Origin of the sequence: Natrinema versiforme JCM 10478, assembly GCF_000337195.1 — an archaeon.
Taxonomy (GTDB): domain Archaea; phylum Halobacteriota; class Halobacteria; order Halobacteriales; family Natrialbaceae; genus Natrinema; species Natrinema versiforme.
This window is the reverse complement of sequence record NZ_AOID01000013.1, coordinates 79525-97837: the sequence shown is the minus strand read 5'-3', so window position 1 is coordinate 97837 and position 18313 is coordinate 79525. Positions and strand designations below refer to the sequence as shown.

The 18313-nt window shown below is 65.7% G+C and carries 17 protein-coding genes; 5 read left to right on the top strand and 12 right to left on the bottom strand.

The genetic code is table 11. From position 1 onward, the window contains the following. Positions 1 to 88 precede the first annotated feature (88 nt). The gene (locus C489_RS03615) at positions 89 to 889 is read right to left on the bottom strand and encodes a chemotaxis protein CheW (RefSeq protein WP_006429783.1); all 801 of its coding nucleotides are present in this window, start codon (positions 887 to 889) and stop codon (positions 89 to 91) included. A gap of 197 nt (positions 890 to 1086) precedes the next feature. On the opposite strand from C489_RS03615, the gene C489_RS03610 reads away from it, so the two are divergent. Next, positions 1087 to 1539 (top strand): chemotaxis protein CheW, encoded by a 453-nt coding sequence (locus C489_RS03610; RefSeq protein WP_006429782.1) that lies wholly within the window; start codon positions 1087 to 1089, stop codon positions 1537 to 1539. 63 nt (positions 1540 to 1602) lie between these two features. On the opposite strand, the gene C489_RS03605 is transcribed toward C489_RS03610, so the two are convergent. The 3 genes from C489_RS03605 to tfe are packed head-to-tail and all read right to left on the bottom strand — an operon-like array spanning position 1603 to position 3558. After that, positions 1603 to 2346, bottom strand: coding sequence for a DUF5803 family protein (locus C489_RS03605; RefSeq protein ID WP_006429781.1), 744 nt, complete (start codon positions 2344 to 2346; stop codon positions 1603 to 1605). Between the two features lies 1 nt (position 2347). Next, the gene (locus C489_RS03600) at positions 2348 to 3034 is read right to left on the bottom strand and encodes a DUF2110 family protein (RefSeq protein WP_006429780.1); all 687 of its coding nucleotides are present in this window, start codon (positions 3032 to 3034) and stop codon (positions 2348 to 2350) included. Beyond that, positions 3034 to 3558 (bottom strand): transcription factor E, encoded by a 525-nt coding sequence (gene tfe, locus C489_RS03595; protein WP_006429779.1) that lies wholly within the window; start codon positions 3556 to 3558, stop codon positions 3034 to 3036. The genes C489_RS03600 and tfe overlap by 1 nt, the downstream gene beginning before the upstream one ends. Positions 3559 to 3718: 160 nt before the next feature. On the opposite strand from tfe, the gene C489_RS03590 reads away from it, so the two are divergent. After that, positions 3719 to 4714 carry an MBL fold metallo-hydrolase gene (locus C489_RS03590; RefSeq protein ID WP_006429778.1) on the top strand — a complete coding sequence of 332 codons (996 nt, stop codon included), beginning with the start codon at positions 3719 to 3721 and terminating at the stop codon, positions 4712 to 4714. Positions 4715 to 4750: 36 nt separating this feature from the next. Here C489_RS03590 and C489_RS03585 read toward each other — a convergent pair whose 3' ends face one another. Further along, positions 4751 to 6328, bottom strand: coding sequence for a class I adenylate-forming enzyme family protein (locus C489_RS03585; RefSeq protein WP_006429777.1), 1578 nt, complete (start codon positions 6326 to 6328; stop codon positions 4751 to 4753). A 129-nt stretch (positions 6329 to 6457) separates the two neighbouring features. On the opposite strand from C489_RS03585, the gene C489_RS03580 reads away from it, so the two are divergent. Then, complete coding sequence (locus tag C489_RS03580) at positions 6458 to 7126, top strand: hypothetical protein (RefSeq protein WP_006429776.1); 669 nt, start codon at positions 6458 to 6460, stop codon at positions 7124 to 7126. A 48-nt stretch (positions 7127 to 7174) separates the two neighbouring features. On the opposite strand, the gene C489_RS03575 is transcribed toward C489_RS03580, so the two are convergent. Continuing rightward, positions 7175 to 7741: a tRNA (cytidine(56)-2'-O)-methyltransferase gene (locus C489_RS03575; protein WP_006429775.1), complete on the bottom strand. Its 567-nt coding sequence runs from the start codon at positions 7739 to 7741 to the stop codon at positions 7175 to 7177. 342 nt (positions 7742 to 8083) lie between these two features. On the opposite strand from C489_RS03575, the gene C489_RS03570 reads away from it, so the two are divergent. Together C489_RS03570 and C489_RS03565 are read left to right on the top strand one after the other, a co-directional pair. Further along, the gene (locus tag C489_RS03570) at positions 8084 to 8560 is read left to right on the top strand and encodes a cupin domain-containing protein (RefSeq protein WP_006429774.1); all 477 of its coding nucleotides are present in this window, start codon (positions 8084 to 8086) and stop codon (positions 8558 to 8560) included. A gap of 79 nt (positions 8561 to 8639) precedes the next feature. After that, on the top strand, positions 8640 to 8861 hold the full coding sequence (locus C489_RS03565) for a hypothetical protein (protein WP_006429773.1): 222 nt from the start codon (positions 8640 to 8642) through the stop codon (positions 8859 to 8861). A 120-nt stretch (positions 8862 to 8981) separates the two neighbouring features. Here C489_RS03565 and C489_RS03560 read toward each other — a convergent pair whose 3' ends face one another. From C489_RS03560 to acs (C489_RS03535), 6 genes are all read right to left on the bottom strand, one after another. Next, positions 8982 to 9440 (bottom strand): universal stress protein, encoded by a 459-nt coding sequence (locus C489_RS03560; protein WP_049890552.1) that lies wholly within the window; start codon positions 9438 to 9440, stop codon positions 8982 to 8984. 4 nt (positions 9441 to 9444) lie between these two features. Continuing rightward, positions 9445 to 11136, bottom strand: a complete 1692-nt coding sequence (locus C489_RS03555) for a VC_2705 family sodium/solute symporter (RefSeq protein ID WP_006429771.1) — start codon at positions 11134 to 11136, stop codon at positions 9445 to 9447. Then, complete coding sequence (locus C489_RS03550; protein ID WP_006429770.1) at positions 11133 to 11576, bottom strand: DUF4212 domain-containing protein; 444 nt, start codon at positions 11574 to 11576, stop codon at positions 11133 to 11135. The genes C489_RS03555 and C489_RS03550 overlap by 4 nt, the downstream gene beginning before the upstream one ends. Before the next feature lie 59 nt (positions 11577 to 11635). Next, on the bottom strand, positions 11636 to 13612 hold the full coding sequence (gene acs / locus C489_RS03545; RefSeq protein WP_006429769.1) for an acetate--CoA ligase: 1977 nt from the start codon (positions 13610 to 13612) through the stop codon (positions 11636 to 11638). 267 nt (positions 13613 to 13879) lie between these two features. Then, on the bottom strand, positions 13880 to 16096 hold the full coding sequence (locus C489_RS03540) for a bacterio-opsin activator domain-containing protein (RefSeq protein ID WP_049890550.1): 2217 nt from the start codon (positions 16094 to 16096) through the stop codon (positions 13880 to 13882). 132 nt (positions 16097 to 16228) lie between these two features. Next, complete coding sequence (acs, locus tag C489_RS03535) at positions 16229 to 18229, bottom strand: acetate--CoA ligase (protein WP_006429767.1); 2001 nt, start codon at positions 18227 to 18229, stop codon at positions 16229 to 16231. Positions 18230 to 18313 lie beyond the last annotated feature (84 nt).

Genomic DNA, 18313 nt, shown 5'->3' with positions numbered 1-18313 from the left:
GTCTCCCGATTATCAGTCGTGATAAGGTCCGAATACGACCCGGAGACACCGCTGAAACGCTAGATCGAGAACGGCCCGTCGACGGCGATTACTCGGACTGGCTCGACGCCTGTAGCAGCCGATCGATATCGATCAGTGCGGTTGCCTCGACGACGACTTCCCGCGTCGATTCGCCGTCTTCGTCCCCGTCGTCCGACGCCGCGGCGTCGTCCTCCGTCGGTTCGATTTCGAACGCCTCGCCGACCGACTCGCCGATCTCGGCGCTCGCCGCTCGAGCCGACGAGAGCGCCGTGGAACTACCCGCACCGTCGAGTCCATCGATCCCGAGCTCGGTCGTCGTCCCGGCGTCGTCGGCCGGCGTATCGGTCACCGCACTCCCGGTATCGGCACGCGACTCCCGTTCCTGCGTGATGAGCGCGACAATCAGGGGATGTTCGAGCGCGTCCCCGGAGAGATCGCTGTCCGCGATCGCGTCGGCGTCGATGACGTTGCTTTCGGGGACCGTCTCCACGCCGATGACGTCGTCGACCCGGATCGCGATCGACTGCTGGTCGCTCGCGCGCTCGAGGACGAGCAGTCGCTCGCGGTCCGACCGGGAATCGGTGGCGGGAAAGTGAACGCGGGGATCGATGACCGCGGTGATCTCGCCGCGGAGGTCCATCAGTCCCTCGATCGCTGGCGACGACCGCGGGACACGTGTCAGCTCCGTCGGCGGTTCCGTCAGCGTCCTGACGGCGTCGACCGGGAGTGCGAGTCGGTGTTCGCCGATGCCGACGAAAACGAACTGGACGAGTTGCTCCTGTTCGCCGTCGTCGCCGTCGGTGTCGCCGGTCCGGTCGGCGTCGTCGCTATCGATTCCGAGCCGCGTGTCCGAGAGATCCGGGGCCATGGTCTTGTTCGTGTATCAGAGCCCACCAATAAAACGTTGACTCCGCCGTGACAGTATCGCGAGGCGAACCGTACCGCGGGTTCCGGTTCGCTCGAGTGGGGTTCGAACGGGAGTTCCGACGCCTGTACCGCCGACTATCGCCGCGCCGTACAGTGCATCGGAACGCTTATTTTTCGAACGGTCATCGGTCAGGAAGAATGGGATCGGCATCGAACGACGGCGGGACCGACGAACCCATCACAGTACTGACGTTCGACCTCGAGGAGACGCGGTATTGCGTTCGGGCCGAATCGGTCGCGTCCGTCCTCAGCGTCACGGACGACGACCCGCTCGCGGCCGCCGACGATCCGTGGGACGCGGGGACGCTTTCCGCCGCCGGCGAACGGGTCAGAGTCGTCGACCTGCCGCGGGTGTTCGGATCGTCGTTCCGCACGGCGGCCCGGGTCGACGATCCGAAGCTCCTCGTCTTTTCGGTCACCGACGACGACGGCCGCTACTACGGCTGGCTCGTCGACGACGTCGACGTGACCCGACGCGTCCGCGCCGCGTCGCTCGAGGTACCGGCCATGACCACGACACACGTCAAGGGACGACTCGAGATCGACGGCGACGACGTGGTCTGGCTCGACGAGCGGACGATCCACTCCTGACTGTCGTTCCGGCTTCGACGGCGACGGCACGGTAGGAACGGACGGCCAAAAGCCGGCGACTGACTACTCGTCGTCAGTACCGACGTCGAGGCCGAACTCCTCTCGCTGTTCTTGGAGCTGTTTGACCTGTCGGTAGTAGTAGCCGATACCGAGACCGCCGAGCAGGACGGCCGCGCCGACGAGACCGAGGAACAGCGGGATATCGCGCGTGAGATAGTAGCGCAGCGAAATCGTGCTGTCGAGTTCGTCCCAGGAGAGTTGTTCCCGGTCGTCGACGGTCTCGCGCTCGTACCCGTTGGGCGAAACGTCTCCGAACAGGAAGTTCGTCGTCCGGTGGCCCTCGGGAAGCGTCACCTCGTAGGAGCCCTCGACGTAGGCCGGCAGCTGGAACGTCTTTCGTCCGGCATCGCCCGAGAACGCGAGCGTGCCGTTTTCGTCGGGCACCTGCACGGTGGTCTCCGAGCGGCTCTGCTCTATCTCGAGTTCCGAGCCGGTCAGTTCGGTCCCGTTGGGAGCCCAATAGCGGACGCTATTGATCTCCAGTGGCTCGTCGCTGAAGAGGGCCGACCGATACAGCGACAGTTCATCGGTTCCGTTGAGGTCGTAGACCGCCCGGAACTCGCCGCTCTCGATGACGCTCCCGTCTTCGACATCGATGGCGACGTCGGCGTCGCTGTCGCGCAGATCGCTGTAGTCTTGCTCCTGATCGAGTTGCTCGTCCGAGATGCCGCCGAAAATCGCCGAACAGCCGGCTACCGTCATGAGCAACGCGACCGCAATCGTCGCGAAAACGAGCCGTCGATTCATACTAGGGGACGACACAGCGGAGTTCCGCCGGGAGGTATTCGCCGACGCTTGCGAGCAGCCCCGGCGGATCGGTGGTTTCCGTACAGATGACGCTCTGCTCGAGCAGGCCGAGTCGTTCGACGGTCACGTAGTCCTGTGCGTGGCCGGCGCGGTTGAGCGTCGCTCGGACCTCGGCTCGGGTCGCGCTGTTGACGTTGAGCCGGCCGTCGCCGCGGGTCCACTCGTAGAGTCGATCCTGCTCCGCCTCGGCGAGTCGCGACGGCTCCTCGCCGTCGTCGCCGCCGTAGACGAACCGCAGGGGCAGGTGTTGGACCAGCCCGTAGCGCTCGCGGATCTGTGTCGCCGACCCCGGACCGAGCCCGAGTTCGTCGGCCGGGATCCGCACGCCGTCACCCTGTCCCGCGTCGAGGACGAATCCGTCCTCGTCCCACGACTCGAGCGTGCCGACGTAGGTCTCGCCGGGCTCGAGGTCGGGGACGATCTCGCCGAACTCCTCGCCGAGGACGTTTCGCGCGACGGTCGCATCGTCGCCCTCGATCGTCACCGACGGGAAGTCGTCGTGGCGGATGCCGATCTCGAACTCGACGTCGAGTTCGCCGATTTCGTTTGCCACCAGCGAGCGCAGCGAATCCAGCGAGCGCTCTCGAGCGTCGCCCTCGACGTACAGCTTGGTTGCGAGTACGACCATCAGGCGTCCGCGTCGATGTTGAGTTCGTCCTCGAGGGCGTCGAGGCGGTCGTCCATCGCAGTGACCAGTCGGTTGTTATCCATCGATTCCAGCGGCGAGCCGCACTCGGGACACTCGAAGTTGAAGTCCATCGCCTCGCCGAACTCGAAGCGAATCGAGCAGATCTCACAGAGGTAGAACTCGTGGTTGCGCTCGTACTCCCGGCGCTCGTCGAGCGCCTCGTGGAGCCGGTACATCTCCTCCTCGAGGTTTTCCGGGATGTTGTCGTACTCGAAGGTCCAGAGGTAGGTCAGCCACCCCGAGTCCTCGTCGCGCAGTCGCCGGTACGTGGCGAGATCGTTCTCGTAGAGAATGAACAGCGCGCGCCGCACGTCGTTCAACTCGAGGTCGAGCTCCTCGGCGAGCTCCTCGTCGGTCACTTCCCCGTCCGGGGGTGCCGCCGCGACGGGCATCCCCTTGGGACCGACCAGCTCGTGCAAATATTTCTGGATCACCGGGTCCTCGAGCAGGTCCTCAAAAGCCATTACCTACGTGTAACGGCATGAGGCCATTAAGTCTTATCAAGTACCCCGCCCGCGGTAACACGGGGCTGCGTACGCCGCGCGAACGGAGACGTGACTGATTGCGACGCCGACGGTGGGACGGACGCGACGCTTATGGTGCTGGCTGGCACGTTTGGAGACAATGACTACCGATGCGTCGTGCGGTGCCGTTCGGGCCGACTCCGATCTCTCGTGCATTCGTCGCCTCGAGTTCGACGTTCCGTGGCCGCCGAAACACGTCGCCGCCTACCTGCTCGAGGGACCCGAACCGATCCTGATCGACGCGGGCGCGCCCGGCGAGGACGGCGAGTCGGAACTGCGGGACGGACTCGCCGAGTTCGGCTACGAACCGGCCGATATCGACCACGTCCTCGTGACTCACGTCCACAGCGATCATATCGGTCAACTCCCGGCGCTCCGGGACGCTGGCGCGACGGTACACGTCTCGCAGGCGGCGATCTCGCGACTCGAGCGCGATCTCGAGACGGTCCGCGCCGTACTCCGTGAGACGGCGAAATCGGCGGGGTATCGCGGTGAAGACCGCGACGACATCCTCGAGGAGGAACTCGAGTCGCGCCGGCGGGACCGGCGATTAATCGATGCCGAAACCGTCCAGCCGTTCGATCCGACGGAGCCGGTTTCCGTCGATGGCCGCGAGTTCGAAGTCTTCGAGACGCCCGGCCACGAGATCGATCACTGTTGCTACGAGACGACTGTGAACGGAACGACGGTCCTGTTCGCGGGCGATACGCTCATCGAACCGTTCCGCGCCGGGGCCTTTCAGGTCGGGTTCGACCGCGGGGCCTACGAGGGGATCGAGGCCTACTACGAGGCCATGGACCGGCTGGCCGAGACGACCGCGACCCACGTCTTCCCCGGCCACGGCCCCGCGTTCGAGGACCCTCAGCGAGTCATTCAGACGACGCGTGAACGGCTGGATACGCTCCTCGAGGAGACGCGGGCGGCGCTCGAGGAAATCGAACCCGCGACGCCGCTTTCGATCGCCGAAGAGCGGGTCGGGAACGTCCGCTATCACGCACCGGTTCTGGACACGCTCGGCGCGGTAGGAACGCTCGAGCGCCGGGGCTCGGTCTCGTACGAGACAGAAGACGGCATCCGCTACTACGAAACGCAGTGAAAACGCCGGTCCCGACCGGCCCCGAGAGAATCGCGGTTACTCCTCGCCCTCCTCGAGTTTGTACTTCTGAATCTTCCCGCTGGTCGTCCGCGGGAGTTCCTCGATGAACTCGATCTCGCGCGGGTGTTTGTAGCTGGCTACTTTCTCGAGACAGAACTCCGTGAGTTCCTCGGCCGTCACGTCGCTGCCGGGGGCGACGCCCTCGGCGGGGACGAGGAACGCCTTCGGGACCTCGTTGCGTCGGTCGTCCGGAATCCCGACGACCGCGACGTCTGCGACGGCCTCGTGCTCCAAGAGGAGGTTCTCGAGTTCGCTGGGATAGACGTTGTAGCCGGCGGTGTTGATCATGTGCTTCTTGCGGTCGACGATCTCGTAGTAGTTGTTCCCGTCCCGGCGGGCGATGTCGCCGGTCCGGAAGTAGCCGTTCTCGGTGAACGCTGCGTCGGTCGCCTCGGGCATGTTGAGATACCCCGACATGACCTGCGGCCCGCGGACGACGAGTTCCCCCTCCTCGCCGGGCGGGACTTCGTCGCCCGATTCGTCGACGATCTTGCAGTCGGTCATCCGGAGCGGTTGTCCGATCGTGCCGTGTTTCAGGCCGAAGGTCGAGCCGCTCTGCGTGTGGGTCGCGCCGTGGGTCTCGGTGAGGCCGTACCCCTCCGAAATGTCGACGCCTGCGGTCTCTTCGAACCGCTCTTGGACTGCCGTCGAGAGCTTCGCGCCGCCCTCGGAGGCCGACTCGAGGCTGGTGAGATCGTACTCGCCGAAATCCTCGGCCTCGACCATGTCCGCGTACATGGTCGTCACGCCGACGTAGTGCGTGATGCCCTCCTCTTCGATGAGTTGCAGACACTCCTGGGCGTCCCACTCGAGCGCGCTGCGGAAGTAGAGCCGCCCGCCGCCGACCAGCGGCTGAAGGGCGGTGTGGGTGAAGCCGGTGATGTGATACAGCGGGAGCCAGGTCAGACTGCGAACCTCTTCGGGGTCGACGTCAACGTTCGAGGCGGTCAGCGGCCACAGGAGCTGTGCCCGCGTGTTGCCGTGGGTGAGCTTGACCCCCTTCGGATCGCCGGTCGTCCCGGACGTGTAGGGGAGCAGCGCGACGTCGTCGTCGGCGCGGTCGACCAGCGTCGGCTCGCCGCGCAGGTCCTCGAACGCGTGGTCGTCGGGGTTCCGTGGCCAGTCCTCGCTCCGAATTGTGATGATCTCGGGCTCCATCCCGACATCCGCGATCGCCTCGTCGACCACCTCGCGCAGCGCCGGGTGGGTGACGATCGCCGACGCCGCCGTGTCCTCGAGCTGGTAGGCCACCTCGCGACGCTTGTACTGGGGATTGACCGGCGAAATCTCGACGCCGGCCTTGAACGCGCCGAGGGAGGCGACGAGGTACTGCGGGCAGTTCGGCAGGAAGACCAGCATCCGGTCGCCGGGCTCGAGGCCGAGGTCGTGGAGGCCGCCGGCGAGTTCGGCAGTCCAGTCTCGGACCTCGTCGTGGGTCCAACGGCGGCCGTGGTGCTCCATCGCTTGGCTCTCCCCGTGGTGTGCTGCGGTCTGGTCGAACAGCTTCGCGACGTTCCCCGTTCGCGCGGACTGATCGACCGTGTCAAGATCCATGATTTGTGGTACCGAGGGCCGTGCTTAAAATTGTATCCCTCATATTACCCAGCTGGAGCGGTCGATCGGCCCGATAGACCGCTCAAGGGAGCGAAACGCTTACCACTGTTATTGTGTTCAGTCCAACAAATGGTCTCCGAGTCCGGGACGCAACTCCGCGATCGGGTCGACATCTCCGCCATCGTCACGATAGGCGGTTTCAGCGGCATCCTCTTCGTTCTCGGCGTCGACGCATCCATCATCGGGATGGTCCTCGCGGCCGCCGTCGTCGCGCCGCTCGGCGAAGCCGCGATCGACAGGTTCGGTATCGATCCGGCGCTCTCCTGGATCGGCTTCGGTTCGGTCGCCGTCATTGCCGGTGTCGTCCAGCTTCGGGAAGGAGGGCTCTGGTTCGGCGGCGTCCTCCTCGCGGCGGGCTGTTGGATCTGTCTCGATGGCCTCTCTGCACGTCACAGCGGCGGAGCGACCACCGATAGTGAACCAGACACGACTGCAGAGGAAATCACGAAAGACGAGGTCGCACTCGTGGGCCAGCACAACCGATGGCTGCTCGAGGCGCTTCGCGAGGCCGACCGCCCGCTCACCGGCGACGAAATCCGTGACCGAACCGGCCTACTGGACGCGGACCTCGAGCGTCTACTGGAGATGCACGGCGAACCGGGGCCGATCGAACGGGTCGGAAACGGGTATACGATCGACGAGAACGAGATGGGTGCCGGCCCGTTCGTCCGAAATCTCGTGGGGTCGATCAGTAGCCGGCTCGCCCGGCCGTTCCGGCTGTTTCGACCGGGCAACTGATCTGACAGCTGACCCTCGAGACCACGGGACCGGTCGCTTTGTGCGTCGCTAATCCCGCTCCGCGTCGGCGTCCGGCTCTGCCGACTCGACGCGCTTGCCCGTCTCCATCGGGATCACTTCCCGATCGGCACCGCTCCACTCCTGCTCGAGTTCCTGCCCCTCGAACAATCTATCGAGGAAAACCGCGAGGCCGGCCACTTCGGAGTGGGGCTGGTTGGTGACGCCGACGTTCCAGTCGGCTTCCTCGTAGACGTCGAACGGCACCTTTTCGGAGCCGACGACCAGCAGGAGTGGCTCGCCCTCGCCCGCGTGGGCCGCTCGGATGTCGGCTTCGACGTCTTGGACGCGCTCGCCGTACATCGTGAGGTGGACGACCCGCCCCTCCCAGTTCCGGATGACGGCTTGGGGCGACTCCGTGAGTTCGGCCTCGAAGGGGCCGCCGAACCGATCGGTGATGTCCGCGACGGTCTCGAGTGACTGACCGGCGTTGTCGGGAAAGAGCACGCGGTCGGCACCCAGCGCCCGCGCGGTCAGTCCGACGTGAGTCGTCATCCGGTCGTCCCGGCCGGGGCGGTGGCCGAGTCGGAGGACGACGACCTCGCTATCATCGTGCATGTGCGAACTCACTCTCGGACGGGGTTAGGGGGTTTCGTTTTCCCACCGAACTTTTTGTGCCTCGGGTTCGCTCGTGGTTCGAGAGACCGGAGGTCTCTCGTCATCACGAAAGACGCGAAGCGTCTTTCGAACGACTCTGCTCGCTCACCGCTCGGCACAAAAACTTCGATGAAAAAGGCCGAGCGCGCCCTCGGCGCGCTCGGTGAACCGCTCGCGAAGCGAGCGGATGCTGCGCTGCACCCACCGATCGGTTCGTTCCCCTCTCGTGCCCCGATCAGTCGTGACCTGACACGATTCGGGTCTCGAGAACGCTTATACTGTTGTGCCTGTCAATAACAGGCTATGGAGAAGGTTAACGAATCGACGCTTGACTGGAAGGAGTACGACCATGGGGAGACCGCGTTCCGCCGAAAGGAACTCTCGAACGCCGTCGACGCCGATGACCTGGGCTGTAGTCTCTACGAACTCCCGCCGGGCGAGCGGTCCTGGCCCTACCACTACCACACCGCGAACGAGGAGGCGATTTACGTGCTGGCGGGCGACGGGAAACTTCAGACGCCCGCGGGCCTCGAGCCCCTCGAAGCCGGCGACTACGCGACGTTCCCGGCCGACGAGTCTGGCGGGCACAGGGTCGTCAACGACGGATCGGAACCGCTGCGATATCTGGCTCTCTCGACGATGAACGAGCCCGATATCACCGTCTATCCCGAGATGGAGAAATTCGGGATCTACGTCGGCTCGCCGCCCGGCGGCCGCGACGAACGGTCGCTCGAGGGCTACTATGACCTCGCGGACGAGGTCGAGTACTGGGAGGAGTGACCGGACGTCGATAGGCTTTTTCCGCGACCCTGCGAACTGGCCACACGATGAACGGATCCGACCGTCGGGTGAGCGGCCGATGACGGGGGCCGGCGAGTGGCTGCGGACCGCCCGCGAGGAACGGTGGGGCATCCTGACCGACCTCGCGTTCGCGGTCGTCTGGGTGACGCTGGTCGAGATCGTCGCCTACTTCCTCGAGCCGCCGACCTGGGTGTACTACATGCTCATGCTCGCGGGGATCGTCGCCTACTTCGGGTTCATATGGAACGCCGAACTGGCGGTCAGCCAGCAGGACCGGTAGCCCCGCGAGCGATAGCGGAGACGGCCCTCCGGGGTCGCTCGCCCCCTTTTCTCGCAGCGACGGAAGCGGTATCGCCGCCGCTGGTCGACGGAGCGTCGAAAAAACGAGCCACGAGCCGCGTTAGTCGTTGTCGCTGTCGATGACGAGGACGGGCGCGCGGGTCGACCGCAGCGTCCGCTCGGTCACGCTGCCGAGCAGCGCCCGGCGGACGCCGGTGCGCCCGTGCGAGCCCATGACGACGAGGTCGATGTCGTTGTCGGCGACGTAGTTGCCGATCATGTCGTGGGGTCGGCCCGCCGAGACGTGTTCGACGGTCTCGAGTCCCAGTTCGCGGGCACGGTCGGCCACGTAGCCCGTGGCGCTCTCGGCACGCTCGCGTACCTCGCCCATCTCGCCGTAGTTGCCCTGCTCGATGCGATCGAGCTGTTCGGCACCCAGGCTGAGACTCATCGCGTTGGTATCGACCACGTACAGGGCGTGTACCGCGGCCCCGTACTGTTCGGCGAGATCGAGCGCGTGCTCGACCGCCTTCTCGGCCGTGTCGCTACCGTCGGTCGGAACGAGTATTCGATCGTACATGGGTTCAGTCATCCGCGGGGGTCTCGCCCCCGTCGGTCACGACGTCTTCGGCGCTCTGCTGCTGGCCCATCGGTTCGGGACTGTGACACTGCCGGACGATCCGCTTGGTCTCCATGTCCGGCTCCTCGGTCGCCAGCGAGACGGCGATAGTGACGATGAAGACCACCGGCAGGGTGATCAGCGCCGAGCCGATCGCCGGGTACCACTGTGCCAGTCCAGCCGATAGCGGGGCCTCGAGACCACCGAGGTACGTCGGGACGATCTGGTTGATCATCGGAATGGACCAGCCGACCAGCCCGGTGATCATGCCGGCGAGAGCGCCCTGACGGTTGGCGTTCTCCCACCACATGCCGAGGAAGAACATCGGGAACAGCACGGAGCCGGCAAGCGAGAACGCGTAGCCGACGAGTGCGGCGATCGACGACGCGGGGTCGAGCGCGGCCAGCGTGGTCAGCGCACCGAGCGCGACGATCGACAGTCTGCCGACGAGGACCTGCTGGCGCTGGGTGGCGTCCTCGTTGATGAGGTTCGTGTAAATGTCGTGGCTGATCGCCGACGAACCGGCGATGAACAGGCCAGCGATCGTCGCGATCGCCGCGGCGATACCGCCGGCGGCGACGATGCCGACGAACCAGTCCGGCAGCGCGGACAGCTGCACTGCCAGCACGACGATGACCTCACTGGCTGCGCTCGTCATGCCGGGATCGCCGTACGTCGGGGCGACGTTCTGCGTGTAGAGGTCCGTCCCGAACGCCGCGAACGCGGGGGCGCTCCAGTACAGGATGCAGATGAAGAACAGCCCCCAGACGGTCGACCAGCGGGCCGTTCGTTCGCTCTCGACCGTGTAGAACCGCACCAGCACGTGGGGCAGTCCGCAGGTCCCGACGATCAGCGAGAACGTCGTCGCGACCCAGAGGTAGTAACTCGAGGTCGCGAAGGGTTCACTGAACTCGCTCCCGAGGTCGTCGATCAGCATGCCGTACTCGAGCTGGGGCAACACGGTCGAGTAGCCGTTCGTGTAGCCGACGACGAACAGGCCGACCACGAACGCCAGAATGAGGATGACGTACTGGACCGCCTGCCCCTTCGTCGCGCCCATCATGCCGGACAGCGTCAGGTACGCGACGGTAATGATCATCATGGCGACGACCATCACCTGATAGCCGTCGAGGCCGGGGATGAGGCCGCCGTAGTCGCCGAAGATGTACAGACCGACGAGCGCCATCCCCTTCGCCTGCCCGATGGCGTAGACGAACCCGATGAGGAACGTCGTGATGGCTGCGATGGCGCGTGCGCTGTCGGAGTTAAAGCGGTCACCGACGAAGTCGGGTGCCGTGTACTTCCCGAACCGGCGCAGTTGCGCCGCCATGAAGATCAGGAGGATGAAGTACCCCGTCGTCCAGCCAACGACGTACACCAGCCCGTAGAAGCCGGCCAGTGCGATCGAGGCTGCCATCCCGAGATAGGACGCCGCCGACATCCAGTTGGCACCGATCGCCATCCCGTTCTCCAAGTTCCCGATGGAACGGCCGGCGACCCACATGTTCTCGGTGTCGGCCACGCGGAAGACGAACCCGATAGCGAGGAACAGACCCAGCATCCCGAGCACGAGGAGGGCCGGGAGAATCTTGAACGAGATGTCCATCGCCTCCGGGAGGAGACTCTCCTGCAACGGAACGACCGGAACGCCGGTCATTCGTCGACACCTCCATCAGCAGCAGCGGCCTCGCCGCCGCGGCTGGTTCCGTCGGCGGTCGCGTGATCGATACCGTACTTCTCGTCTAACGCGTCGCGCTTGCGCGAGTACCAGAACGACAGGATCAACGCGCTGGTCGGTGCGCCGAAGGCGACGAGGAAGTAGTGCAGCGGGAAGCCGAGCACCGGCATCTCGACCGTCATCGCATCGGTCGCGAGGTACGTCGCCGTCACCGGGCCCCAGACCGCGAGGACCCAAATGACGAAGCCGGTCCAGACGATGCGCAGGTGATCGCGCATGAACGGCGTACTCGGATTCAGCAGGTTCACCTCCGAGCCGAGGTAGTCGGTGTTTCGGTGGGCTTGGCCGGCCTGTCCGGCCACGCCACCGTCCGTCGCGGTTCGGTTGTCGGTCGAGTCGTGAGTGTTATTATCTGGCATATGTATACGAACCGTGTGAGTGTGTCGGTGTTGAATCTCGAAAATCGAACGGCGGTCGGTTAGTCGGTTGCTACCTGGTCTGCGATGTCGTCGACGACGTCGGGGTTACGCAGCGTCGAGGTGTTCCCGAGTTCGTTGCCGCTCGCGATGTCCTCGAGCAGGCGACGCATGATCTTGCCCGAGCGCGTCTTGGGCAGTTCGTGCGTGAAGACGACCTCCTCGGGCTTGGCGATCGGCCCGATGGAGTCGAGGACGGCCTCGACGGCCCGCTCCTCGAGTTCCGCGTTGCCCTCGTAGCCGTCTTCGGGGATGGCGTAGACGTAGACCGCCTCGCCTTTGACCTCGTGGTCGCCGCCGACGACAGCGGCCTCGGCGATCCCTTCGACGCCGACGACGGCCGACTCGATCTCCATCGTGCCCAGACGGTGGCCGGAGACGTTGATCACGTCGTCGACCCGGCCGAGGATGGTGATGTAGCCGTCGTCGTCGATCTTCGCGCCGTCCTCGGGGAAGTAGACCCACTCGTCCGTGTCTTCGTCGGAGTACTCCTGCCAGTACTCCTCGATGAACCGCTCGTCGTTGTTATACAGGGTCCGGAGCATGCCGGGCCACGGGTTGTCGACCGTGACGTAGCCGGCCTGTCCGGCGTCTACTTCCTCGCCTTCGGCGTCGACGACGCGGGCGTCGATCCCCGGCAGCGGCGGCCCGGCGGAGCCGGGTTTCATGGTGTTGACTCCCGGCAACGTCGTGATCATCATGCCCCCGGTTTCGGTCTGCCACCAGGTGTCGACGATCGGGCACTCCTCGTTGCCGATGTGCTTGTAGTACCACTTCCACGCCCGCGGGTTGATCGGCTCGCCGACGGTGCCGAGCAGCCGCAGCGAGGAGAGGTCGTGGTTCTGCGTGTACTCCTCGCCCCACTTCATGAACGCCCGAATCGCCGTCGGTGCGGTGTAGAAGATGTCGACGCCGTTCTTCTCGACGATCTCCCACAGCCGGTCCTTGTCGGGGTAGTCCGGCGTGCCCTCGTACATCACGCTCGTCGTCCCCAGCGCGAGGGGGCCGTAGACGATGTACGAATGACCGGTGATCCAGCCGATGTCGGCCGAGCACCAGTAGGTGTCGTCGGCCTCGATGTCGAGTACTGCGTGGCTGGTCCACGCGGAGTACGCCAAGTACCCGCCGGTGGTGTGCTTGACTCCCTTCGGCTGGCCGGTGGTCCCCGAGGTATACATCAGGAACAGCATGTCCTCGGCGTCCCGCTGGACCGGCTCGACCGTCGACCCCTCGTGTTCGGCGACGAGTTCGTCGTAGTCGTGCTGGTTGTCCGCGAGCTCGTGGTCTAAGTCGTCGCCCAGTCGGTCGACGACCACGACATCGGACACCTCGTGGTCGACGCCCTCAAGGCCCTCGTTGGTCTTCGAGATGTGATCGAGCGCGTCGCCGCGGCGGTAGTAGCCGTCGCAGGTGACCAAATACTCGCTGTCGGCCGAGTTCATCCGGGTCGCCAGCGCGTCGGCCGAGAAGCCGGCGAAGACCACGCTGTGGGGTGCGCCGATGCGGGCACACGCCAGCATGGCGATGGGTAGCTCCGGTACCATCGGCATGTACAGCGTGACGATGTCGTCTTCCTCGACGCCGAGGTCTCGCAGCGTCGCCGCGAAGTCCTCGACCTCGTCCAACAGTTCGTCGTAGGTGAAGGTGCGCGTTTCGCCGAGTTCGCCTTCCCACTCGATCGCGACGCTGTCGCCGCGACCCTCCGCTACGTGCCGATCGAGACAGTTGTACGACGCGTTGAGTTTCCCGTCGGTGAACCACTCGTAGAACGGCGCGTTGTCGTCCTCGAGAACCGAATCATACTCCTCGTCCCACGAGAGGAGGTCGGCCGCACGCTCCCAACACTCCGGCCAGTTCTCCTCGAACTCCTCGTAGATCCCCGGATCAGAGACGTTTGCCTGCTCGACGAACGACTCGGGGGGCTCGAACGCCTCCTGCTCCGCGAGTCGTGCCTCGAGGTTGGCATTGTCCTGTGACATGGTACACCCACTCAATCGAGTACAGACATAGTAAAGGCGGCCTCTAGTTGTGCAAAATCGACCCGATACTCGGAGGGGAACCTAGCATATATTGACTATATTAGGTCCTGATAGCCGTCCGTCGCCCCCAAAAATTCGCGTTTTCGCCGGCGCGACGAGATTTTTGGGCGAGATTTCGTGACAACAACCGTGATTGTCGAGCCGAATTCGTTCGGATCGACGCGGCTCTCTAGAGACTTAGTCTCACCGGCCAGCGGAGACTTCGCCCTAGCCGTCCGGGTCCTCGAGGAACGTGCGAAGCAACTCGTGTTGGCCCTTCCGGAGGTGGTTGTGCAGCGTCGGGGAGGAGACCCCCATCGCGTCGGCGACTTCTTCGGCCGTGCTCTCCCGAGGCCAGTCGTAGTAGCCGCCGAAGTAGGCCGCCCGGAGCGCGGCTTCCTGTCGATCGGTCAGCCGGTCCTCGAGGCCCTCCCTGAACTCGCGGGCGGTCTGGACGGTCCGTTCGGCCTCGCGTTTCCCGAGCAGTTCGGAGTCGGGAAACGCCGAGCGGAGGCCGTCGAGGATCGTCCGGAGGTCGGCGTCGGCCGCACAATCGCCGGTCAACGTCGCTGCACCGGCCTCGAAAATCGCCTCGTGGACGGTGACGCCGTACTCGGTCAGCGTGACGATCGGACAGGAGCCCTCGATGACGAATTCGACGCGCCAGCCGTCCTCGTCGGTCTCGACCAGCCGGCAGTCCTCGATCCCGGGCGCGGAATCGGCGAGGTCGAAGACATCGGCGGGCGAGGCCCCCTCGAGTCGGACGTAGTAGAGTTGGGTCGACTCGTCGATCGGGACCAGCGAGTCGAGTTCGAACCGGCAGTCGAGTCGGCGCGAGGCGTCGACGAAAAAGGAGCGGTCGTCCCGGCAGGCGATCTCGAGTTCGATCACCCGATCGGACAGCAGGAGGTTCCGCCGGCGGATGGCGGCGATCGCGTAGCCGACCTGCCGGCCGATCGTCGCGAGCCACGTGCGCTCGTCCTCGCCGAACGCCGCCGGGCGCTCGGTCGCGACCGAGAGCGTCCCGTAGACCGTATCGCCGTACGAAAGCGGGACCTTCGCGACGGCCCCCTCGAACGACTCGCCGTCCTCGAGCGTCGCCGTGACGTCTTCCGCGACCGTGACCGCCTCGTCTCGCGATCGGGCGGCGTCTACCTGCTCCGCGTCCGGAAGGGACTCGTTCGGTTCGTCTGCCCCCCACTCGTCGGGAACGAGTCGCTCGACTGCGTCGGGATCGATCCCGCCGGAGGCGCGCCACTGGCGGCGGCGATCCGAAATCGTCGCGCGGTCGATCCACGCGGCGTCGTAGGCCCGCCCGTCCGTGAGCGCGGTACACGTCGTCGTCTCGATCTCTTCGTGGTCGGTCGACTCGAGCAGCGCGTCGGTCACGTCCCGGTGTCGCCGGGCGACCGCGTACAGTCCCTCAAGTTCGTCGCGGCGCTCACGGACGGTCTCGAGTTCCTCGTGGGCGGCTGTCCCGTCGCGGACGAAGACGGCGAAGCCGCGGTGGCGGCCCTGATCGTCCCGTAGCGGCGAGACGACCTCGGTCGCGCGAAAGCGCGAGCCGTCCTTGTGGACCCGCCAGCCGTCGGTTTCGCAGCCGGACTCCTCGATAGCCCGCGAGAGCGTGCGGTCGGGTGCGCCGTCCTCGACGGCGTCGTCGGTGTAGAACGCGGAGACGTGTGTGCCGACGATTTCGCCGGCACGGTAGCCGAACAGCGCGGCTGCGCTGCGGTTCCAGCGCTCGACGTAGCCGTCCGCGTCGAGGCGAACGAGCGCGTATCGGTCGCTTGCAGCCAGCAGAAGTCGGACGACGCTGTCGTCGCTCACCGCGGGCCCGGTCTGGGGATCGCCGGACCGGGGACCCGACGGCTCCTCGACGCCGTCGAAGGCGTCGACGATCTGGGAGTCGGTCGGCTCGGGCAGGTACGACTCGAGGGCTTCGAAGCTGCGCCAGCCGCCCGCGCTCTTGACGACCCGGGGATTCACGTCGTGGTCGACCAGCGCGGTGTGGGCGAAGTACTGCCGGAGGTCGCTCGTAGAGACGTCGGCGAGGCCGGGGTCATCAGCCAGCTCGCTCGCTCGATCGGCGACGTCCGAGACCAGCATCTGCAGCCGGCGGGGCGTCACGGTGAAGATCCGGTCGTCCGTCGAGAGGTCGTTACTACGGGCGTAGCGACGGAGTTCCCGTTCGACGCGAGTCGGCAGGTACGCGGTTCGGGACCCTCGCTCGTCGTCGGTCGGCACCCGGATCAGGTACCGCGGCGGATCGATCCGGACCTGATCGATGTCGTCGATCGTGAGCCGCGTCAGCTCCGCCGGTCGAAGCCCAACGTCCCCGCAGAGCCGGATTACCAGCGCCTCTCGGTAGGTTTCGGCCGCGTCGAGCAGCGATTCGTACTCCCGCCGTGCGAGTACGGTCCCCACACTCCCCTCGAGACTCATCGATTCTGTTCGCCTATTCTGGCGGTGCGAACATAATTGTATCGCCGCGGAACGATGTTTCTAGCGGATCTTCGATTTCAATGGTCGCTCCCCGAGAAAGGGGCGTTTCGCGATTATAGAAATCGCGAAACGCTATCGGATCGACTCGTCGGAATCGCTCTCCTCGCCGATTTCGGCCTGGATCTCGCCGACGATCTCCGGGTTCCGGAGCGCCGAGGTGTCGCCGAGTTCCTCGCCGTTGGCGACGTCCTCGAGCAGGCGGCGCATGATCTTGCCCGAGCGGGTCTTGGGCAGTTCCGGCGTGAAGATCACCGCTTCGGGCCGGGCCATCGGGCCGATCGCGGACTCGATGTTGTCGAAGATCGCGCGCCGGACCGCCGCGTCGGCGTCGTGGCCGCTCTCGGTGCTGACGTACGCGTAGACCTCGGTATCGCCGGTCTGACTCGAGCGCCCGACTACAGCGGCCTCGGCGACACCGCCGACGTCGGCGATCGCGCTCTCGATCTCCATGGTACCCAGCCGGTGGCCGGAGACGTTGATCACGTCGTCGACCCGCCCGAGGACGGTGATGTAGCCGTCCTCGTCGATGCGGGCCGTATCGCCGCTGAAGTAGCGCCACGTGTCCGTGTCGGCGTCGGAGAACCGCTGCCAGTACTCCGTGACGAACCGCTCGTCGTTGTCGTACAGCGTGCGGGCCATTCCTGGCCACGGGCGAGCGATCGTGAGGTAGCCGGTCTCGCCGGGGTCGACCTCGTCGCCGGCCTCGTCGACGATTCGGGCGTCGATCCCCGGCAGCGGCGGGCCGGCCGACCCGGGCTTCATCTCGTCAATCCCCGGCAGCGTCGAGATCGTGACCGCGCCGGTCTCGGTCTGCCACCAGGTGTCGACGACCGGGCAGTCCCCGCCGCCGATGTGTTCCCGATACCAGTTCCACGGGCGCGGGCTGATCGGTTCGCCGACGGTCCCGAGCAGTCGCAGCGAGGAAAGGTCGTGTTCGCCGGGATACTCCGAACCCCACTTCATGAACGCGCGGATGGCCGTCGGCGCGGTGTAGAAGACGTCGACGGCGTTCCGGTCGACGATCTCCCAGAGCCGATCGCGGTCGGGATAGTCCGGCGTGCCCTCGTACATCACGGTCGTCGTCCCCAGCGCGAGGGGGCCGTAGACGATGTAGGAGTGACCGGTAATCCAGCCGATGTCGGCCGCACACCAGTAAGTGTCCTCGGGTTTCACGTCGAGGACGGCGTGGCTCGTCCACGCGACGTGGGCGAGATAGCCCCCCGTCGAGTGGACGACGCCCTTCGGCTCGCCGGTGGTTCCCGAGGTGTACATGAGAAACAGCATGTCCTCGGCGTCCCGCGAGACCGGATCGACGGTTTCGCCGGCGAACTCGTCGCGGAGGTCGTGGTAGTCCCACTCGTCGTCGCCGAGGACGTGGGGCAAGTCGTCGCCGAGCCGGTCGACCACGACCGTCTGCACGTCCTGCTCGAGGCCGATACGGGCGTTGTCGGCCTTGCTCTTCTGGTTGAAGGCGTCCCCTCGGCGGTAGTAGCCGTCGCAGGTGACCAGATACTCGCTGTCGGCGGCGTCCATCCGCGTCGCGAGCGCGTCCGCCGAGAGCCCGGCGAAGACCACGCTGTGGGGCGCGCCGATGCGGGCACACGCCAGCATCGCGATCGGCAACTCGGGGATCATCGGCAGGTAGATCGTCACGACGTCGTCTTCCTCGACCCCCAGATCGCGCAGGGCCGCCGCGAACTCGTTGACCTCGACGTAGAGGTCCCGATAGGTGTAGGTCCGGCGCTCGCCCTGTTTGCCCTCCCAGCGGATCGCGGCGTGGTTCTTGCGCCCCGACTCGAGGTGTCTGTCCAGACAGTTGTACGAGGCGTTGAGCCGGCCGTCCGCGAACCAGCGGTAGAAGGGGGCATCGTCCTCCTCGAGGACGGTGTCATATGACTCGTCCCACGAAAGGAGGTCAGCCGCGCGGTTCCAACACTCCGGCCAGTTCGTCTCGAACGCCTCGTGGATCCCCGGATCGGAGACGTTCGCCTGCTCGACGAACGACTCGGGCGGGGTGTGGGTGGGTCCAATGGGTGCGGACGCGTCTCGGTCCCACCCGTTCCAATCGACCATCTCTCGTCCGAACCGTCGGTAGTCAGCGGAATAAACGTTCCTCCAAACCGCAAGCCGGTGGGCAGAGATCGACGGGCCCCACCG

Bases quoted from the DNA above. Each gene is read 5' to 3' on its own strand.
- C489_RS03550 (WP_006429770.1), bottom strand. From the start codon at position 11,576: ATGCCAGATAATAACACTCACGACTCGACCGACAACCGAACCGCGACG.
- C489_RS03575 (WP_006429775.1), bottom strand. From the start codon at position 7,741: ATGCACGATGATAGCGAGGTCGTCGTCCTCCGACTCGGCCACCGCCCC.
- C489_RS03560 (WP_049890552.1), bottom strand. From the start codon at position 9,440: ATGTACGATCGAATACTCGTTCCGACCGACGGTAGCGACACGGCCGAG.
- C489_RS03590 (WP_006429778.1), top strand. From the start codon at position 3,719: ATGACTACCGATGCGTCGTGCGGTGCCGTTCGGGCCGACTCCGATCTC.
- tfe (WP_006429779.1), bottom strand. From the start codon at position 3,558: ATGGCTTTTGAGGACCTGCTCGAGGACCCGGTGATCCAGAAATATTTG.
- C489_RS03605 (WP_006429781.1), bottom strand. From the start codon at position 2,346: ATGAATCGACGGCTCGTTTTCGCGACGATTGCGGTCGCGTTGCTCATG.
- acs (WP_006429767.1), bottom strand. From the start codon at position 18,229: ATGGTCGATTGGAACGGGTGGGACCGAGACGCGTCCGCACCCATTGGA.
- acs (WP_006429769.1), bottom strand. From the start codon at position 13,612: ATGTCACAGGACAATGCCAACCTCGAGGCACGACTCGCGGAGCAGGAG.
- C489_RS03555 (WP_006429771.1), bottom strand. From the start codon at position 11,136: ATGACCGGCGTTCCGGTCGTTCCGTTGCAGGAGAGTCTCCTCCCGGAG.
- C489_RS03565 (WP_006429773.1), top strand. From the start codon at position 8,640: ATGACGGGGGCCGGCGAGTGGCTGCGGACCGCCCGCGAGGAACGGTGG.
- C489_RS03615 (WP_006429783.1), bottom strand. From the start codon at position 889: ATGGCCCCGGATCTCTCGGACACGCGGCTCGGAATCGATAGCGACGAC.
- C489_RS03610 (WP_006429782.1), top strand. From the start codon at position 1,087: ATGGGATCGGCATCGAACGACGGCGGGACCGACGAACCCATCACAGTA.
- C489_RS03585 (WP_006429777.1), bottom strand. From the start codon at position 6,328: ATGGATCTTGACACGGTCGATCAGTCCGCGCGAACGGGGAACGTCGCG.
- C489_RS03570 (WP_006429774.1), top strand. From the start codon at position 8,084: ATGGAGAAGGTTAACGAATCGACGCTTGACTGGAAGGAGTACGACCAT.
- C489_RS03540 (WP_049890550.1), bottom strand. From the start codon at position 16,096: ATGAGTCTCGAGGGGAGTGTGGGGACCGTACTCGCACGGCGGGAGTAC.
- C489_RS03580 (WP_006429776.1), top strand. From the start codon at position 6,458: ATGGTCTCCGAGTCCGGGACGCAACTCCGCGATCGGGTCGACATCTCC.
- C489_RS03600 (WP_006429780.1), bottom strand. From the start codon at position 3,034: ATGGTCGTACTCGCAACCAAGCTGTACGTCGAGGGCGACGCTCGAGAG.